Source organism: Marinomonas spartinae, from assembly GCF_016461715.1.
GTDB lineage: Bacteria > Pseudomonadota > Gammaproteobacteria > Pseudomonadales > Marinomonadaceae > Marinomonas > Marinomonas spartinae_A.
This window is the reverse complement of sequence record NZ_JAEMUI010000012.1, coordinates 1-17732: the sequence shown is the minus strand read 5'-3', so window position 1 is coordinate 17732 and position 17732 is coordinate 1. Positions and strand designations below refer to the sequence as shown.

Here is a 17732-nt window from a genome sequence, read left to right as displayed (position 1 = left end):
AGCTCCTAAATTAGCGGTTCGCTTGATGTTTGAGCAGGCTGTCGATCAAACAGACCATCGATAAAAAGCGTGGCTGCCAGTAAATCGGCGGCACCACCAGGCGAGGCATTACATGACAAGAGTGTGTGTTCTAAATCGCTTAGTAACTGACGACCCAACGAGGTGCCTACGCCGCCTGCATTAAGCACGGCACTGGCGCCTTGCTGCATCGCCTCTAATCCTTCCAGCCCTGAACGAGATGCTACACAGGTGTCTGACAGTCTCGTCATGATGGCTAATAGCCCATTGAGTTGTGCATGGGATTCGCTATCGCCTCGGGCTCGACTCTGTAACAACATGGGCAAACCAAGTTCTTTCACATGGGGAAACCCTAATTGGGCCTCTTCTTTGGCGCCGGATAGACCATATTGGTGACGTACCTGTAAACCATTACTTAAATAGACTGTATTAAGGCCTGAGTCTGGTAGCATCGCTAAGTGCGCGGCATGATCAAACAGCTCATCAAGGGTGTTGGCTTGTGTTGCCGCTGAGACCAATAATCCCAGCGCCCAAATAGCGCCTTTATGGGTATTAACGCCATTTGTTTCTTGTAACATGGCCTTTTCAGCATCCCGCCCAATGGCACCAATATGCCGACGCAATTCAGGACCTATGGGGTATGCGAGCGCCTTATCCGCCATCTCACAAAAGTAAGGTTGAAGACAACGGGCCGATATTAATAACAGGGCCATGTCCATATCCAAATGAGCACCGGAACCGCGACGATCCACCAACGCAGGTTTAGGCGTTAGCGTGGCTTCTTGCACTAATGCGTTGTAAGCAAGGTGAGCGAGATCCACCGCGTCAAGACGCCTTAACGAGATCCCACCAATGCCTTGCTGTGTGTCTTTTTTTAAATAGCTTCCCATTACCAGCTCCGGAATTTTGCAGGTGGCTTATAAAGCCCGTTTGACCAAGTTTCCAAATCCGCAATACTGGAAGCTGCCAGTAAATCCCGGCTGGCATCACTGCGCCTGATCCCTAAATCTTGCGGGTAAGCAACCAAACCATCGCGACGTAATTGCGCGGTTACTTCCGGGTCTTGGCTGAGCCCAAGTGGTGTTACCCCTGCCACAGCGGCAATCATGGCTCTTCGTTGTTCCAAGGATTGGGCTTTGTATACATAAGCAATCCCTTCCTCGGTCAGTACATGGGTCACATCACTGGCATAGATCATCACTGGCGCCAAGGGCATGCGGTAATCTCGGGCCATTGCCAAAGCATCCAGTTCTTCAACAAAAGTCGATTTACTACTGTCTTGGTAAGTTTCCACCATCTGCACCACCAGCTTGCGGCCTTTTGTTAGCAAGGAGTCGTCTGCTTTCATATCCAGCCATGCGGGGGAGGAATGACGACGACCGCCAGGGTCGTGGCCCATATTCGGTGCCCCACCAAAGCCAGCTAAACGCCCGCGCGTTACGGTAGACGAATTGCCATCCCCATCGATTTGCAAGGTGGAGCCTATAAACATATCCACCGCGTACTGCCCTGCTAGCTGACAAAAAGCGCGGTTGGAGCGCATAGAACCGTCTTTTCCGGTAAAGAAAACATCTGGCCGCTGGGCAATGTAATCTTCCATGCCCAGTTCCGTACCAAAGCAATGCACACTCTCGACCCAGCCAGTTTCAATGGCGGGTATCAAAGTCGGATGAGGGTTCAACGTCCAGTGTCGACAGATTTTGCCTTTTAGCCCTAAGGACTCACCATAGGTTGGCAGTAACAATTCAATCGCCGCAGTATTAAAACCAATGCCATGATTAAGGGACTGCACTTGATGTTTTTCGTAAATGCCACGGATCGCCATCATGCCCATCAACACTTGCAATGGCGTAATTAAACGTGGATCCCGTGTAAAAAGAGGCTCGATAAAGAAAGGTTGATCGGCCTGTACAATGTAGTCTACCCAAGAGGCCGGAATGTCCACTCGGGGTAAATCAGAGGCATCGTCAACGATCTCGTTGACTTGAAAAATCACGATGCCATCACGAAAGGCCGTTGCTTCCACCAAGGCAGGCGTATCTTCTGTACTGGCCCCAGTGTAGATATTACCTAGTTTGTCCGCCTTAAAACCCGCCAACAGCGCCACATTGGGATTCAGATCAACGTACAAACGCGCATACAGCTCAATATACGTATGTATTGCCCCCACCTCTAAAAGGTCATCTTCCATCAATTGACCGATGCGTAGGCTTTGTGGACCAGAGAAAGAAAAGTCTAATTTACGCGCGATACCCGCCTCAAAAAGGTCCAAATGTTCGGGACGGCTGACGCTGGGCATAATCATATGCAGATTATGGATTTTTTCGGGAGAGACGCTCGCTAAAGAGCGAGAAAGAAAATCGGCCTGTTTTTGGTTATTCCCCTCAAGCACCACCTTATCGCTCGGTTTTATTAGTCGCTCCATGGCGGCGACTATGTTTGATGTAGGAATGATAGAACCGTCGACTAGATCACTCAGTTCTAACATACGACTTTCTTTGTTCTGACGGCGACTGAACCAATTGCGTTCAGAATCAGTGTTCATTTGCATCGCATTTCATCCTGTTTTTTCTTTTACAGTATGAAGGAAACACGATGCCATCAATCAAGCTGCTTGAAGCTTCATTACTCTCATGCTAATAATCGTTTAAACAGCCCACAGAGAGTCAACTCTCTCCTCTAGAACACTCTTACAAGATTTAGGATGCCTTATGTTTGATGAAATGATTACATTGAAAAAGCTGGAAATTTTTCTGACTTTTATGAAAGTAGGCACCTTGTCTGAAGCCGCCAACCAATTGCAACTGAGCTCTGTCAGTGTACACAGAGCCATTCATTCCTTAGAGGAAGGCTTAAAATGCCCTTTGTTTCGCCAAGAAGGACGCCTGCTCACGCCGCTGCCCAGCGCTAGAGTGCTGGAAGAACGAGTCACTCAAGTGCTCAATGATTTACAAGATGGCATTACCAGCACCCGGGAAGTGGCGGGCATCTATTCCAATCAATTTAAGTTAGGTGCCTTATACTCGCTGACCATTAATACCTTGCCGCAACTGATTGCAGGGCTAAAACGACGCAAAAGTGACTTAAATATAGAACTGTCACTCGGATCAAATTCCTCTTTGCTAAGTAAACTGAGGAACTTCGAGCTCGATGTCATCATTATTTCGTCGGAAAAAACATTGGAGGATGACGAATTTACCTCTCTGCCCTTGTTTGAAGATGAGCTGATGCTGGCGGTCAGTCGTGATTCGCCTCTTGCCAAGCAGCGCAGCATCAAGTTAGAAACGTTTCAGAACGAAAATTTTGTCACCCTTTCAAGTGGCTTTGCTACGGCAGAGGACACCCAAAAAGTGTTCCAGCGTGCCAGTATACAACCCAATGTCGTGATGGAAGTAGGCGATATATTCTCGCTAATGAGCATGGTCAGTGGCAACGTTGGTTACGCCATTTTACCGCGCCGCGTAGAACATGTTTTTGATAATAAAATCAAACTCTTGTCGATAGAAAATATGCCAGACATGAAGCAACACGTGGTCATGGTGTGCCTTGCCAGTCGAGAACGAGACCCGCGTATTCTCAATTGCATCGTCGAATGTCGTCATTATGCGAGAAACCATAAACGTTAAGACACACAAAGTCAGGAGGCTAGCAACGCCCCTCGCCAACGTACTGACTTCCACTCGGTTTATAAAGGGAATGACCGCGTTGAATAAAGCCGTCTGTTTTTGCCGCATCTTAGCGTCGCTCGCGACATCGTGCAAAGGTTCCAGTTAGAACATTATTTACAAACTCTGCCTTTTTCTATTTGTTACAATGGTGGAAATATCACTAAGAAAGAGGGTTTTATGGCTAGTGTTGGATTTTTAGGTTTGGGCATTATGGGTAAAGCGATGGCGTTAAATTTACTCAACGCCGGATTTGATGTGACGGTTTGGAATCGCAACCCGGAAAAATGTACTGAATTAGTCGTTAAGGGTGCCCATCAAGGTATCTCACCGAAAGACGTTGCTGCGAACTGTGACATTACCTTTGCCATGGTCTCAGATCCAGACGCCGCTTTGGCACTTTGCCAAGGGCCAGATGGCGTTGCTGCTGGCATTGGCTCAGGTCGTGGCTATGTTGATATGTCGACCGTAGATGACGGCACATCAAAAACAATCGCGCATTTAATTACTCAAGCAGGCGGCCGCTTTTTAGAAGCCCCCGTGTCTGGTACCAAAAAACCCGCAGAAGACGGTACGTTAATCATCTTAGCGGCGGGTGATCAATCCCTGTATGACGATGCCAAATCCGCTTTTGACGTGATGGGTAAAATGTCCCCCTATCTTGGCGAAGTCGGCCAAGGGGCCAACATGAAACTTGTGGTGAACATGATGATGGGCGGCATGTTGAGCATCTTCAGCGAAGGTCTGTCTTTAGGCCAAAAAGCAGGATTAGACGGCCAGCAGATTTTAGACATCCTTGATGCTGGCGCCATGGCGAACCCCATGTTTAAAGGCAAAGGGGCCATGCTGTTGAATGAAGATTACACGACCAGCTTTCCTCTTAAACACATGCAAAAAGACATGCGACTTGCGGTTGCGTTAGGGGATCAGCTTAATCAGCCTCTGCCAACGGCCGCTATTGCCAACGAAGCCTTCAAACAAGCCATGAAAGCAGGTTTTGCAGATGAAGACATCGCAGCGGTTTATAAGGTGGTAAAATAGTCACGACTTGAGAACAACTTAAAGGTAAGAGGAAAGCTTCGAACGCTCTCCTCTTACTCCCTTTATCTAGGCATTTGCCGTCACGCTCACCCTTGGCAAATCCGACCCATCATAATAATTAACGTAAAAGGTTAACCCCCCACCCGTGTAGGTAACGGACTCCCCTGCGGTGACTCTTTTATCAACAACCGCTTTTTTGTTTTGAAAAATAGCAAAGTTAGCCGTCCCTTCTGCTGAAGGATCTAGCGTTAATGTCAACGTTGTAGCATCAAAAAATGATGCGGTAAATAGTGAGCGTTGAGTACTCGTATCTAAGGCCAAACGTGCATATAGCTGTCGGAAGGATGACATATGATATTCCCTTTGTTGTGTATTTGAGTGAAACGTAAGCCAATTATCTGTCCCAAGAGGAAAGATAAAAAAAACATCACCATCACTCAATTACACGGGATTACATGAGATCATCCTTTCCTAGCCAACGATGCTAAAATTCTCCACCAATCAGCCCGCTTTTCTAACCAAGGTTAAAATGTCATAGCTGGCAACCAGCTCATCGCGCTGGTTGGTGACTTGAACGTCCCACACCACGACACCTTGTGGCTCACCTTTAGGACTTAGTTTGCCTTGATCAATTTTGCGTTTACAGGTTAAACGCGCACGAATGGTGTCGCCCATTGGAACAGGTGTAATAAAGCGCAACGTATCCAAGCCATAATTCGCCAATACAGGGCCTTCGCCCGGAGAGACAAATAAACCCGCGGCAGCGGATAGCACAAAATAGCCATGAGCAATACGCTGTTCAAACTGAGAATCTCGTGCGGCAATATCGTCGAAGTGCATATAGAAATGGTCGCCAGACAAGCAGCCGAAGTTCACGATGTCGGCTTCCGTGACCGTACGTCGATGAGTCAGTAGAGACTCGCCAATGCGAAGGTCTTCAAAATAACGACGGAAAGGATGCACATCGGTCTCATAGGTCTCGCCACCACGAACGTACTCTCCCGTTACAGCGGATAGCATGGTCGGTGAACCCTGAATAGCAGCACGTTGCATATAATGTTTTACACCACGAATTCCCCCCAGTTCTTCACCGCCACCAGCACGTCCAGGGCCACCATGTTTTAACATGGGCAATGGCGAACCGTGTCCGGTGGATTCTTTTGAGGAGGCCTCATTCAAGATATGCACTCGACCATGATACGCAGCCAAAGCAGGCACCACTTTTCTGGCAACATCTGGGTCTTGTGTGACTAAGGTTGTGACCAAAGAGCCTTTACCGCGCGCAGAAAGCGCAATAGCGTGATCAAGATCTTTATACGGCATTAACGTACTAATCGGACCGAAGGCCTCTATGTCGTGCGCTCCGCCTTCGGCATCTGGGTCATTACTCAGTAGCAAGGTAGGTTGTACAAACGCCCCCTTTTCAGAGCCGTTGCCAAGACATTCAAAAGAGGCATTATGACCATAAACGACCTGACTGCTTTCTAACAACAGGTTGAGTTGAGATAACACATCCTCTTTTTGCTCAAAAGACGCCAATGCACCCATGCGTACCGAGTCTAAATGGGGATCACCAATCGACACTTTGGCAAGACGGGCGGTTAGACGTTCAGATACCGCCTGAACTTGATTTTCAGGGATCAAGACACGACGAATCGCCGTACATTTTTGCCCCGCTTTCACGGTCATTTCCCGCGCCACTTCTTTAACAAAAAGATCAAACTCAGGACTGTCGACTGATACGTCCGGCGCTAAGATAGCGCAGTTCAGTGAATCCGCTTCGGCGTTAAAAGGAATGCCGTTATTAATTAAGTTCGGTGTGGCTTTCAACTTGGCGGCAGTGCTTGCAGATCCGGTGAAGGTCACCACATCTTGCCCCTCCAAACGATCCAATAAATCACCGGTACGACCTATTACCAGCTGTAGACTGCCCTCTGGCAATACACCAGACTCTTGCATCAGGCGCACACACGCTTCGGTCAAATAGGAAGTGGATGTAGCAGGCTTAACAATACAGGGCATCCCCGCGAGGAAATTGGCAGCAAACTTTTCTAACATGCCCCAAACAGGGAAGTTAAAGGCGTTAATATGTACGGCCACACCGTGACGTGGCACCAAAATATGGGAGCCATAGAACTGTCCTTCTCGGCCTAACGGAAAGGCATTGTCTTCATGAATCAGGTTGCCTGATGGCAATTCTCGTCGCCCTAAACTCGCGTAGGTAAATAACGTCCCCGCACCGCCTTCAATGTCTACCCAGCTATCAGTCCGAGTGGCACCGGTTAATAAAGAAATCGCGTACAATGATTCTTTGTGTTCGAGTAAATATTTACCTAAATCTCGTAAACAAGACGCCCGACTCTGAAAGTCCATCGCCATCAAAGCAGCGCGACCTTTGCTACGAGCAAATTTCAGGGAGCAGCCAAAATCAATGGTTTCAGCGTGGGTATGATAAATCGTTTCACCGTTAACAGGGCTAACTAACGCTTGTCCAGCTTGGTTACCTAACCACTCGCCTGCAATAAAACTTTGTAAGATAGGACTTTGACTCATAATGTTCTCTCTCCATCGGTGGCTTAGTACCACCGTCATCTTTGTTATTATGATGTACTGATCGTATTGTTCGGTTGTTAACTGTCTTTATGCTTTCTATGCAATAAGACGAACGATCAAGCTGAATTAGATTTGGTCAAAATCCAACACAACCTTTTTGGACACAGGGTAAGACTGACAAGAAAGCACGTAACCGGCTTCCACTTCGTAGTCTTCAAGACCAATACTAATGTCCATGTCCACTTCGCCTTCAACCACCTTGCATTTACAGGTAGAACACACGCCTGCTCGACATGAAAACGGTAGGTCTGCACCGTGTTCGTTGCCCGCATTCAGCAAGTTCTCGGTATTTTGTTTCAACTCAAAAGTCATCCCATGACCATCACGAATAACGGTGATTTCTGACATATCTGCATGGGCGGCAGCCTGAGCACGTTTTTCTCGTTTGCGCTCATTGCCAGCGGCGGCAAACAGTTCAAAGTGAATGTTTTCGTCTGGCATACCTAACGTTTTCAAGACATCCTGAACGGTTTCTGTCATGGATTGAGGGCCACAAATAAACGCCCCTGTTAGCGCTTTCACATCCAGCCAACGATCAAATAGAACACGACATTTATCCGCATCAATATGGCCGTTATACAAGTCGATATCCTGCTGTTCACGGCTCAATACAAAGATCAAATTCAAGCGATCCATATAAGCGTTTTTGAGATCGGCAAGTTGGTCTCGGAACATGGTAGAAGACGTGGAGCGGTTACCATATAACAGGGTGACTTTACTGTGCGGCTCGGTGGCCAAGGTGGTTTTCGCAATGGACAGGATCGGGGTAATACCGCTGCCTGCGGCAACCAATAAATAGTCACCATGACGAGCGGGATCAAGCTCTGAATAAAAATGCCCTAACGGAGGCATGACCTCAATAACATCACCCACTTTAATCGAGTCATTCGCAAACGTAGAAAACAGTCCATCAGGTACGCGCTTAATGGCCACCCGCATTTCATTATCGTGAACACCACTGCAAATGGAGTAAGAACGGCGCACTTCTTGACCATCAAGATGAGTGCGTAATGTTAAATACTGACCTTGTTTAAATTGATAGGCCTTTGCTAAATCCGCAGGGATGTCAAAAGCTAGGGAAATAGAGTCCCGCGTTTCACGGCGTAAATCTGAAACAGTAAGTGGGTGAAATTGATTCATCTGTGTCTCCACGGCCAAATTATTGTTATCTATGGCTCAAATGCATTTAAAATAGTCAAACGGTTCTAAACAGGACTTACAGCGATATAACGCTTTACAGGCTGTCGAGCCGAATTCACTGATTTGCTCCGTGTCTTTGCTGCCACAATGTGGGCATTCAACTTGTGTTATTCCCGACAACAAAGAGCGCTTATTTGAGCTCCCAACTGGGGGAGCGATGCCGTATGCTTTAAGGCGATTTCGACCTTGTTCGTTAATCCAATCCGTTGTCCAAGCAGGGTCTAAGCGCTGGGATACTTTCGGATGAGCAAAACCCGCTTCTTGCAGCGCATCCCGTATCGATGTTTCGATATATTCCGTCGCGGGACAGCCTGAATAAGTTGGTGTCACAACCACCTTAAGGTGCCCATCAACCCAACTGACGTCCCGCACGATACCAAGGTCCATGACACTCACCACCGGCACTTCTGGATCCATTACCTCTTCCAGCACCTTGTAGGCTTGCTGGATATCGGCCTCGCCTCCAGAACGACCCTGTTGGTCGGTGGTAATTAACTCACCAGCTCGCATCGGGATATGCTCGTTGTAAGAATTGCATTTCTGCTAATAAGATGCCCAAATACTCAGTATGCATGCCAGTTCGCGCACTCAAATAGAAAGTGCTTGGTGCATCAGGAACCGTCAAGGTCGCTTTAGCGAAGACCTTATTGACTGTCGCTAACCATTGCTCAGGCAGCTCGGCAAGGGATGGGATATCACCCGACTCAGCTAAAGCCATCTCGGCAGCGTTTTTCTCAACCAACTCAACAGTAAAGCGCCAAACCGCATCAATCGCTTTTTCCATGCGTTGATGGCTTTCGTCAGTACCGTCTCCTAAACGCTCAACCCATTGAGAAGAACGACGCAAATGGTAGATCACTTCTTTTAATGACTTTGTGGCAATCGCTGAAATGCGCTCGTCTTTTGCGTCTTTAAGTATTGTCAGTAGGTGAAATTGCCAAGCGTCATAAAAAAACTGCTTTGTCATGGTGACGGCAAAATCACCATTTGGTTGTTCAACTAATAACAAGTTGCGGAACGCACGCTCATCACGACGAAACGCTAATACATCGGCATCGGTGCCATCGTTAATACGCTCAGCCGCATATTCATACCAATTGCGCGCTTGGCCTACCAAATCAAGCCCAACGTTCATCATCCCCATTTCTTCTTCAATAGCTGGGGCGCGGCCTGTCCATTCACACAAGCGCTGAGCTTGGATCAAGGCGCTGTCGCCGAGGCGCAGTAAAAACTCGGTTAATTCATCGTACTGTGTCATAACCACCTCACATATGTCCGACTTCATCGGGCAATTCATAAAAACTGGCATGACGGTAGACTTTGTCTTCTGCTGGATCAAACAAAGGCTCTTTCTCATCACTCGCCGTTGCCGTAATGGCGGCGGATGGCACAACCCAAATACTCACACCTTCATTGCGGCGTGTGTACAAATCTCGTGCATTTTCAATGGCCATTTCAGCATCGGCTGCATGCACACTGCCCACATGCTTGTGATTAAGACCGTGCTTACTGCGGATAAAGACTTCAAAAAGTGTCCATTCAGACATGGTAAATACCTCAAATTCGTTAGGCTGCAGCCTGTTGTTTTTGTTTTTTGTTGGCATGAGCGACCGCCGCTTCACGTACCCACGCTCCGTCTTGGATGGCATTTCGGCGTGTTTCCAAGCGTTCGCGATTACAAGGCCCATTACCTTTCAGTACCTCGTAGAACTCTTCCCATTGGATTTCTCCAAAGTCGTAATGACCGCGCTCTTCATTCCACTTCAAGTCTGGATCTGGCGCTGTACAACCCAATATTTCTAACTGAGGAACCGTCTGATCGATAAAGCGTTGACGCAGTTCATCATTGGTGTGACGCTTGATTTTCCATGCCATGGATTGGGCTGAGTTTGGCGACTCCGCATCACTTGGACCAAACATCATTAGCGATGGCCACCACAAGCGATTGATTGCGTCTTGCACCATGTCTTTTTGCGCTTGCGTGCCGTGGCGCATCATATGCAAAAGGATTTCGTAACCTTGGCGCTGGTGGAAACTTTCTTCCTTACAAATACGAATCATGGCACGTGAATAAGGACCATAGGACGTACGCTGCAACACCACCTGATTGACAATAGCAGCACCATCGACTAGCCAACCCACGGCTCCCATATCCGCCCAATTTAAGGTGGGATAGTTAAAAATACTGGAGTATTTAGCACGACCGGAATGAAGCTTTTCGATCTCTTCATCACGATCTGCGCCCAAGGTTTCCATTGCGCTATACAGATACAAACCGTGCCCGGCTTCATCCTGAATTTTCGCCATCAGTTGCAATTTACGTTTCAAGGTTGGGGCACGTGTGACCCAGTTACCTTCTGGCAACATTCCCACAATTTCTGAGTGAGCATGTTGCGAAATTTGACGAATCAAGGTCTTACGATAGTTATCTGGCATCCAGTTTTTTGCCTCGATTTTAATCTCGGCATCAATTTTTTCCTGAAAGGCCCTTTCTTCTGGCCCCATTTCAGCCAAGGATTTTACCGCTTTCACCCCTGTTTCAACTTGTTGTGCATACATACAAACCTCCGCAAAGTCGTAGCAATGAACTCTATTGCTTTCTTATAAGAATACATTAACGACACAATAAAACAATATTTTTTTAAATTAATGTATCATAATAATCGATAATAAAGCCTCTTTCTTCCTCAAAAGAGGCAACTCTCTACTATCAAACAAGAAAAAGATCGTTAAGCGGACGCTCGCTCATCATAAACATGTTTGGCCTTACCCTCTGAACGAGCAATAGTGCCTATTTCTCTGAGCTTAACGTTGATACTAATGCCCACAGACGACTTCACATGGTGGCGCAACTGATTGATTGCGTCGTTGATTTTTTGCTCATCAAAATCCGCACATTCAGGACGCAGTTCAACATGCACATCCATACCATCCATATTCCCTTTGCGATACAAATGTATTTCATAGCTCTCTGAAAAATGATTTACTTTAATCACTTCTTCTTCGATTTGCGTTGGAAAAACGTTCACCCCACGAATAATCATCATGTCATCGCTTCTGCCAGTAATTTTGTCAATGCGGCGCATGCGACGAGCGGTGCCCGGTAATAAGCGAGTTAAATCCCGTGTACGGTAACGAATCATTGGCAGAGCTTCTTTACTGAGGCTGGTAAACACCAATTCTCCCATCTCACCATCTGGCAATACTTCACCCGTATTTGGATCAACAATTTCAGGATAGAAATGATCTTCCCATACCGTTGGTCCATCCTGACTTTCTGCGCATTCCATCGCCACCCCTGGTCCCATAATTTCCGACAAGCCATAAATATCCATGGCACGGATACCGGCTCGCTCTTCAACTGAACGGCGTAACTCATGCGTCCACGGCTCAGCACCAAAAATGCCTAGGCGTAGCTTAAGGCCGAGGGGATCAATACCTTGTTTTTCCATTTCATCCAGCAAATTCAACATATAAGATGGCGTCACCATAATAATGTCAGGCTGAAAATCTTGAATCAGACGCACTTGCTTTTCGGTTTGCCCACCAGACATAGGGATTACCGTGCAACCAAGACGCTCGGCACCATAATGTGCCCCCAGGCCCCCAGTAAACAAACCGTAACCATAGGCATTGTGCAAAATATCCCCTTTGCGTCCGCCCGCAGCACGGATCGAGCGAGCCACAATATTGGCCCAATTATCGATGTCATTTTGGGTGTATCCAACGACCGTTGGTTTACCCGTTGTACCACTTGAAGCGTGAAGGCGAACCAGTTGATTCACGGGTGTGGCAAACATTCCGAATGGATAGTTATCACGTAGATCTGATTTGGTAGTGAAAGGAAGTTTGGCAAGATCGTCCAAGGTTTTAATATCGTCTGGGTGCAACCCCAACTGATCAAAACGCTGTTTATACATAGGAACATTGTTATAGGCATGATTCACCGACCACTGCAAACGCTCTAATTGATGGGCTCGCAACTCATCAATACTAGCAACTTCCATTGGGTCAAGTTGATCTGGATTAAACCGGCTACGAATATCCATTATTACACTCTCTCTATTTATTATTTTTAGAATTCAGTCTTCACGGTTGCATTCACTCTTGGTAATACAACCTCATGATTTTGACGTCTAGATTCATTAATTTTTTACGACTACGGCGTGGCCCACAACGCCACGACGTCACGAACAGAGCCTTAATTTAAGCGCTCAATCACCATTGCTATCCCCTGCCCTACACCAATACACATAGTGCACAAGGCATAACGCTTCTGTTTAACTTCCAACTCATTCAACGCCGTTGTGATCAGTCGCGCACCGCTCATTCCCAGTGGATGACCTAATGCAATGGCACCACCGTTTGGATTGACTCGAGCATCGTCATCGGCTAAACCCAGTTCACGCAATACCGCCAAGCTTTGCGATGCAAAGGCTTCGTTTAATTCAATAACATCCATATCTGCTAGGGTAAGACCGACTTGTTCGAGCACCTTTTTAGACGCCGGAGCGGGACCGATTCCCATAATGCGCGGTTCAACCCCCGCCGCCGCCATCCCTAATACTCGTCCACGGGCTTTTAAGCCGTAGGCCTTAGCGACCGCTTCACTTGCCAACAACAAAGCACAAGCCCCATCATTCACACCCGACGCATTTCCTGCGGTAACGGATCCGTTGCCATCTTTTCGAAAAGGCGTTCCAAGCTTCGACAATACTTCTAAGCTAGTGTCTGCGCGAGGATGCTCATCCTGACTCACTACGACTGGGTCACCTTTACGTTGCGGAATAACAACGGGCACAATCTCTTGCGATAAACGCCCATTCTCTTGAGCAATTGCGGTTTTTTGCTGACTACGCACCGCGAATAAATCTTGATCAGCACGGGAAATGCGAAAATCTTCCGCCACGTTTTCAGCGGTTTCAGGCATAGAGTGGACGCCATATTGCTCCTTCATCAGCTTGTTCACAAAGCGCCAGCCAATGGTCGTGTCATACATTTCTGCTTGACGAGAAAAAGCTTGATCCGCTTTTCCTACAACAAACGGAGCTCGCGACATGGACTCCACGCCACCGGCAATCATCAATCCCGCTTCGCCAGCGCGAATGGCTCTGGCCGCCGCGCCAACCGCATCCATACCAGAACCACACAAACGGTTTATCGTCGAGCCTGGCACATTATGTGGCAGCCCTGCTAACAAGGAAGACATGCGCGCCACATTGCGATTGTCTTCACCAGCTTGGTTCGCACAGCCATACAAGACATCATCAACTTTTGACCAATCCACTGTCGGGTTTCGTTCCATGAGTGTTCTAATAGGAATGGCCCCCAAATCGTCTGCCCTGACTTTAGAAAGCGCACCACCGTAACGTCCGATTGGCGTACGAATAGCATCAATAATAAGCGCATCAGTCATTTACGTTCTCCTGTGAAAGTATTTCACCTTTAAGGCGGTAAGATTTACCGTGAAATAGAGCGATCAATTGATCTTGTTGGTTATGAATCTCGACATCGTAATTTCCGGTACGGCCACCACGACTTTTCTCATGGCATCTTGCTGTCAGTACATCCCCTTGAAAAGCGGGAGCGACATAATCAATGGAACAACCAAGGGCAACGGTCGGTTGGTTATAGGTATTACAAGCAAACGCAAAGGCCGAATCCGCCAAGGTAAACATATAGCCACCATGACAGGTTTTATGCCCTTGCAGCATAAAGTCTTGCACGGTCATTTTGACCAAAGACTCGCCAGGTGCCGAATCCAGCAACTCAATGTTCAGATGTTGTGTTGCCACATCACGGCGATAAAGTTCCTGAGCGCACTCTTTTGCCAGCACAAGTGCATCGGTTTGAGTATCGTTATTTGTTTTCATAAAACCCTTTCCCTTGATCTGACAATCGCTTCAACAGTAGAGAGGTTCGATAACGATCTTCCCCGTAAGAAGATTGCAAGGCATTAAGCACCTGCTGGACACGGTCAATACCAATCCGATCAGCCCATGCCAGTAGCCCTAGTGGATAATTCACGCCGTAGCGCATCGCGTTATCGACCCCTTCCACACTGGACACACCATTTAGTACGGCATCCGCTGCTTCGTTCGCCAACATGGCAACGGTACGCATCACCACCAAAGCAGGAGAATCCGTTATCTCGGAAACCTTAATCCCTGCGGCAAAGAACGCATCAACGACCTGTTGAAAAACATCATCTGGCGTATTGTGAGCACGTGATAAAGCAAGATGTGTTGTCTTTTGATAATCCAAAGCCAGATCCACTAGCACCAAATTCTCTAGCGACTCGCTATTGGCTCGCTCGCTTGCCATGCGTCCATCGGTCAATACCACTGTCGCATCGCCGATTTTTAAAGCATTAAGCGCTGATGAAGGGTTTTGCTCGATGGTAATGCCCGCACCACTGAGACGCATAACTAATGCAGACAGAGCATCAAGGTTCCCCATAGCCACACATGAAGGCGCAGGATGATGGGAAGGAGGAACACAATGCGGCTCAGGTTTTACCGCACCTTCTTTATAAGAGTAAAAGCCTTCGCCACTTTTACGACCAAGGTAACCGGCATCGACCAAATCTTTTTGAATCAAGGAAGGTTGAAAACGAAAGTCACCATAATAAGCATCAAAAACCGAACAGGTCACAGCATAGTTAACATCTTGACCAATTAAATCAGTCAGTTCAAAGGCCCCCATTCGAAAGCCTCCCGCCTCGCGCATTAAGGCATCTAACGTCGCACAATCGGCTACCTGTTCCTGCTTTAGTCGCAGACTTTCTGCATAAAATGGACGTGCCACTCGATTCACAATGAACCCCGGTGTCGATGCCGCATACACAGGGACTTTCCCCCAAGCGGCTGCTGTATCAAATACCGTTGTCGCGATCTCTTTCGAGGTAACCAAACCTGAGACCACTTCCACCAGCTTCATAATCGGGGCGGGGTTAAAGAAGTGCATTCCCACCATACGCTCTGGATGTTTCATTCCCGCTGCTAAACGGGTAATGGAAATAGACGAGGTGTTTGTCGCTAAAATACATTGTGCAGAGCAAATAGACTCTAGTTCCGCAAAGACCGCTTGCTTCACGTCCCTATTTTCAACAATCGCCTCAATCACTAGGCCAGCATGTTCAAAATCCGCTAATTCATTTGCTACTTGTAGGTTGGCGACTGTTTGCTGAACTTGCTCTAGGGTGAATTTTTTACGTTCGACTAAGCGCTTCAGTTGCTTTTCAATGGAAGCGATGGCTTCTTTTGCAGCATCAGCACGATTATCATAAAGCTTCACAATATGACCTGATTGAGCCGCTACTTGGGCAATGCCAGCGCCCATGGCACCAGCCCCAATCACACCAATCATCATTGATTTGTCTAAAGCAGCCATCATTATTCTCCTTTAAACTCAGGAGTACGTTTCGCCATAAAAGCAGCCACCCCTTCACGATAATCTTGGGTTTGTCCCGCTAAGCGCTGCAAATCACGCTCTAAAAGCAATTGCTCTTCAAAGCCATGATCAAATGTCTGATTTAACGCCCGCTTAATATAAGCCAACCCTTTTGTAGGTTGCGTCGCCAAATGCTGAGCCAGGGTTAAGGCTTCTTGTCGAAGTAATTCATCATCCACAACGCGGTTGACTAATCCCATTTCCAACGCGGCGTCGGCACTGACTGGTTCACCCAATAACGCCATTTCTTTTGCCTTTGCCATCCCTACTAAGCGCGGCAAAAACCAAGTACCACCCGAGTCTGGAATCAGCCCAATTTTACAAAACGCTTGGATAAACTTGGCTGAACGCGCCGCAATAATCAGATCACAGGCTAGAGGAAGGTTAGCACCGGCCCCCGCTGCGACACCGTTCACCGCACAGATAACAGGCATAGGCAAGGCTTGAATGGCTTTAATCAGAGGGTTGTAAAATTTCTCGATTGAGAGACCTAGGTCGGGTGCATCAGCAGTGGGATCCACATTGCGATCAGACAAATCCTGTCCGGCACAAAATCCTCGACCTTCCCCAGTCAAAACCAAGGCACGCACTTGTTTATCACTTTTAATTTGTTTAAACGCCTCACGCACCTCTAAGTGCATGGCCTCATTAAAACTATTAAGTGATTTAGGACGATTCAGGCTAAGCAATGCCACACCCGAGTCCACTGAATATAAGATATGTTGGAAGCTCATTAAGATAACGCTCCTATTATTATAGTTGGACACTTTGAACACGGCGTAGTGCAAAGGCCTCTTCTAAATTATTGACCCGTAAATTTGGCAGGACGTTTTTCTAAGAAAGCAGCAATGCCCTCTTCACGGTCTTTGGTGCCAGCCAATACCGTAAAAGCATGCCTTTCGAAACGTAGACCCGTACTGAGGTCTGTCTCCATGCCTTTTAGTATGGACTCTTTCGCAAGACGTAATGCCAATGGACTTTTCTTAGCAATCTGGGAGGCGACTTCCATCGCTCGGGTAAGGGTTAATTCTGGTTGGGTAATTTCACTAATAAGACCCGCCTCTTTTGCTTGAAGCGCGTTAATCGGCTGGCCTGTCAGTACCATTTGCATGGCAAGGGATTTACCGACGGCGCGTACAAGGCGTTGGGTACCACCAGCTCCGGGCATGATGCCTAGATTAATCTCTGGCTGACCAAATTTGGCATCGGTTCCGGCGATAAGAATATCGGCGTGCATTGCGAGTTCGCAGCCACCCCCTAAACAGTAACCATTAATGGCTGCAATAAGGGGCTTAGGAAAACGACTGATACTTTGCCAGCTTTGTTGACGAGGGTCCTTTAGAATCCCCACCATATCTCGCTCGGCCATTTCTTTTACATCTGCCCCTGCCGCAAACACACGGGCAGAACCAGTTAGTACGACAACTTTCACTGACTCATTCGCTTCAGCTTCATCTAATGCCAGCGCCAACTCACCCAGCATGGCGGTTGTCAATGCATTTAGCGCTTCAGGACGATGTAACTGAATTTGCTGTACACCATTGGCCGGTGAATGAACATCTAGCATGCTATATAGACTATTGGACATTTGACCTAACTCACTATTTGTTTAACGCACGGTTTATTTTTTTATTTGTCAGCCTTAAAGACGCGATACATTGATCTAAGTCATGATCAGCCATTATAAGATGAACCAAAAAGAGACACAGTTCAATGTTTTTTTTAATTTTTTTTGTATCACTT

General features: G+C 47.4%; 17 protein-coding genes. 2 read left to right on the top strand and 15 right to left on the bottom strand.

From position 1 onward, the window contains the following. Nucleotides 1-5 precede the first annotated feature (5 nt). Together JHD45_RS12015 and mdcA are read right to left on the bottom strand one after the other, a co-directional pair. Complete coding sequence (locus JHD45_RS12015; RefSeq protein ID WP_199476759.1) at nt 6-908, bottom strand: triphosphoribosyl-dephospho-CoA synthase; 903 nt, start codon at nt 906-908, stop codon at nt 6-8. Then, nucleotides 908-2569 (bottom strand): malonate decarboxylase subunit alpha, encoded by a 1662-nt coding sequence (gene mdcA, locus JHD45_RS12010; RefSeq protein ID WP_233407789.1) that lies wholly within the window; start codon nt 2567-2569, stop codon nt 908-910. The genes JHD45_RS12015 and mdcA overlap by 1 nt, the downstream gene beginning before the upstream one ends. A gap of 160 nt (nt 2570-2729) precedes the next feature. Here mdcA and JHD45_RS12005 point away from each other — a divergent pair, with 160 nt between their 5' ends. Beyond that, on the top strand, nt 2730-3644 hold the full coding sequence (locus tag JHD45_RS12005; RefSeq protein WP_199476758.1) for a LysR family transcriptional regulator: 915 nt from the start codon (nt 2730-2732) through the stop codon (nt 3642-3644). A 219-nt stretch (nt 3645-3863) separates the two neighbouring features. After that, nucleotides 3864-4724 carry an NAD(P)-dependent oxidoreductase gene (locus JHD45_RS12000; RefSeq protein ID WP_199476757.1) on the top strand — a complete coding sequence of 287 codons (861 nt, stop codon included), beginning with the start codon at nt 3864-3866 and terminating at the stop codon, nt 4722-4724. A gap of 66 nt (nt 4725-4790) precedes the next feature. Here JHD45_RS12000 and JHD45_RS11995 read toward each other — a convergent pair whose 3' ends face one another. From JHD45_RS11995 to paaF, 13 genes are all read right to left on the bottom strand, one after another. Further along, complete coding sequence (locus JHD45_RS11995) at nt 4791-5075, bottom strand: hypothetical protein (protein ID WP_199476756.1); 285 nt, start codon at nt 5073-5075, stop codon at nt 4791-4793. A gap of 150 nt (nt 5076-5225) precedes the next feature. Next, a complete protein-coding gene (paaZ, locus tag JHD45_RS11990; protein ID WP_199476755.1) occupies nt 5226-7277 on the bottom strand; it encodes a phenylacetic acid degradation bifunctional protein PaaZ in 2052 nt (683 codons plus the stop codon). A gap of 126 nt (nt 7278-7403) precedes the next feature. Further along, nucleotides 7404-8477, bottom strand: a complete 1074-nt coding sequence (gene paaE / locus JHD45_RS11985) for a 1,2-phenylacetyl-CoA epoxidase subunit PaaE (protein WP_067017226.1) — start codon at nt 8475-8477, stop codon at nt 7404-7406. A gap of 36 nt (nt 8478-8513) precedes the next feature. Then, nucleotides 8514-9047 carry a 1,2-phenylacetyl-CoA epoxidase subunit PaaD gene (paaD, locus tag JHD45_RS11980; protein ID WP_067017224.1) on the bottom strand — a complete coding sequence of 178 codons (534 nt, stop codon included), beginning with the start codon at nt 9045-9047 and terminating at the stop codon, nt 8514-8516. Further along, nucleotides 9034-9795, bottom strand: a complete 762-nt coding sequence (gene paaC / locus JHD45_RS11975; RefSeq protein WP_199476754.1) for a 1,2-phenylacetyl-CoA epoxidase subunit PaaC — start codon at nt 9793-9795, stop codon at nt 9034-9036. The genes paaD and paaC overlap by 14 nt, the downstream gene beginning before the upstream one ends. A gap of 7 nt (nt 9796-9802) precedes the next feature. After that, nucleotides 9803-10084, bottom strand: a complete 282-nt coding sequence (paaB, locus tag JHD45_RS11970) for a 1,2-phenylacetyl-CoA epoxidase subunit PaaB (protein WP_199476753.1) — start codon at nt 10082-10084, stop codon at nt 9803-9805. A 19-nt stretch (nt 10085-10103) separates the two neighbouring features. Then, nucleotides 10104-11096, bottom strand: a complete 993-nt coding sequence (paaA, locus tag JHD45_RS11965; RefSeq protein WP_067017220.1) for a 1,2-phenylacetyl-CoA epoxidase subunit PaaA — start codon at nt 11094-11096, stop codon at nt 10104-10106. A 170-nt stretch (nt 11097-11266) separates the two neighbouring features. Next, entirely contained in the window at nt 11267-12586 is a 1320-nt protein-coding gene (gene paaK / locus JHD45_RS11960; protein WP_199476752.1) for a phenylacetate--CoA ligase PaaK, read from the bottom strand. A gap of 152 nt (nt 12587-12738) precedes the next feature. Further along, complete coding sequence (gene pcaF, locus JHD45_RS11955; protein WP_199476751.1) at nt 12739-13953, bottom strand: 3-oxoadipyl-CoA thiolase; 1215 nt, start codon at nt 13951-13953, stop codon at nt 12739-12741. Further along, nucleotides 13946-14410, bottom strand: coding sequence for a hydroxyphenylacetyl-CoA thioesterase PaaI (paaI, locus tag JHD45_RS11950; protein WP_199476750.1), 465 nt, complete (start codon nt 14408-14410; stop codon nt 13946-13948). Before paaI ends, pcaF begins: the two co-directional genes overlap by 8 nt. After that, nucleotides 14397-15932: a 3-hydroxyacyl-CoA dehydrogenase PaaH gene (paaH, locus tag JHD45_RS11945; protein ID WP_325097291.1), complete on the bottom strand. Its 1536-nt coding sequence runs from the start codon at nt 15930-15932 to the stop codon at nt 14397-14399. Before paaH ends, paaI begins: the two co-directional genes overlap by 14 nt. Then, entirely contained in the window at nt 15932-16723 is a 792-nt protein-coding gene (gene paaG, locus JHD45_RS11940) for a 2-(1,2-epoxy-1,2-dihydrophenyl)acetyl-CoA isomerase PaaG (protein ID WP_199476749.1), read from the bottom strand. Before paaG ends, paaH begins: the two co-directional genes overlap by 1 nt. 68 nt (nt 16724-16791) lie before the next feature. Then, nucleotides 16792-17577: a 2,3-dehydroadipyl-CoA hydratase PaaF gene (gene paaF / locus JHD45_RS11935; protein ID WP_233407788.1), complete on the bottom strand. Its 786-nt coding sequence runs from the start codon at nt 17575-17577 to the stop codon at nt 16792-16794. Nucleotides 17578-17732 lie beyond the last annotated feature (155 nt).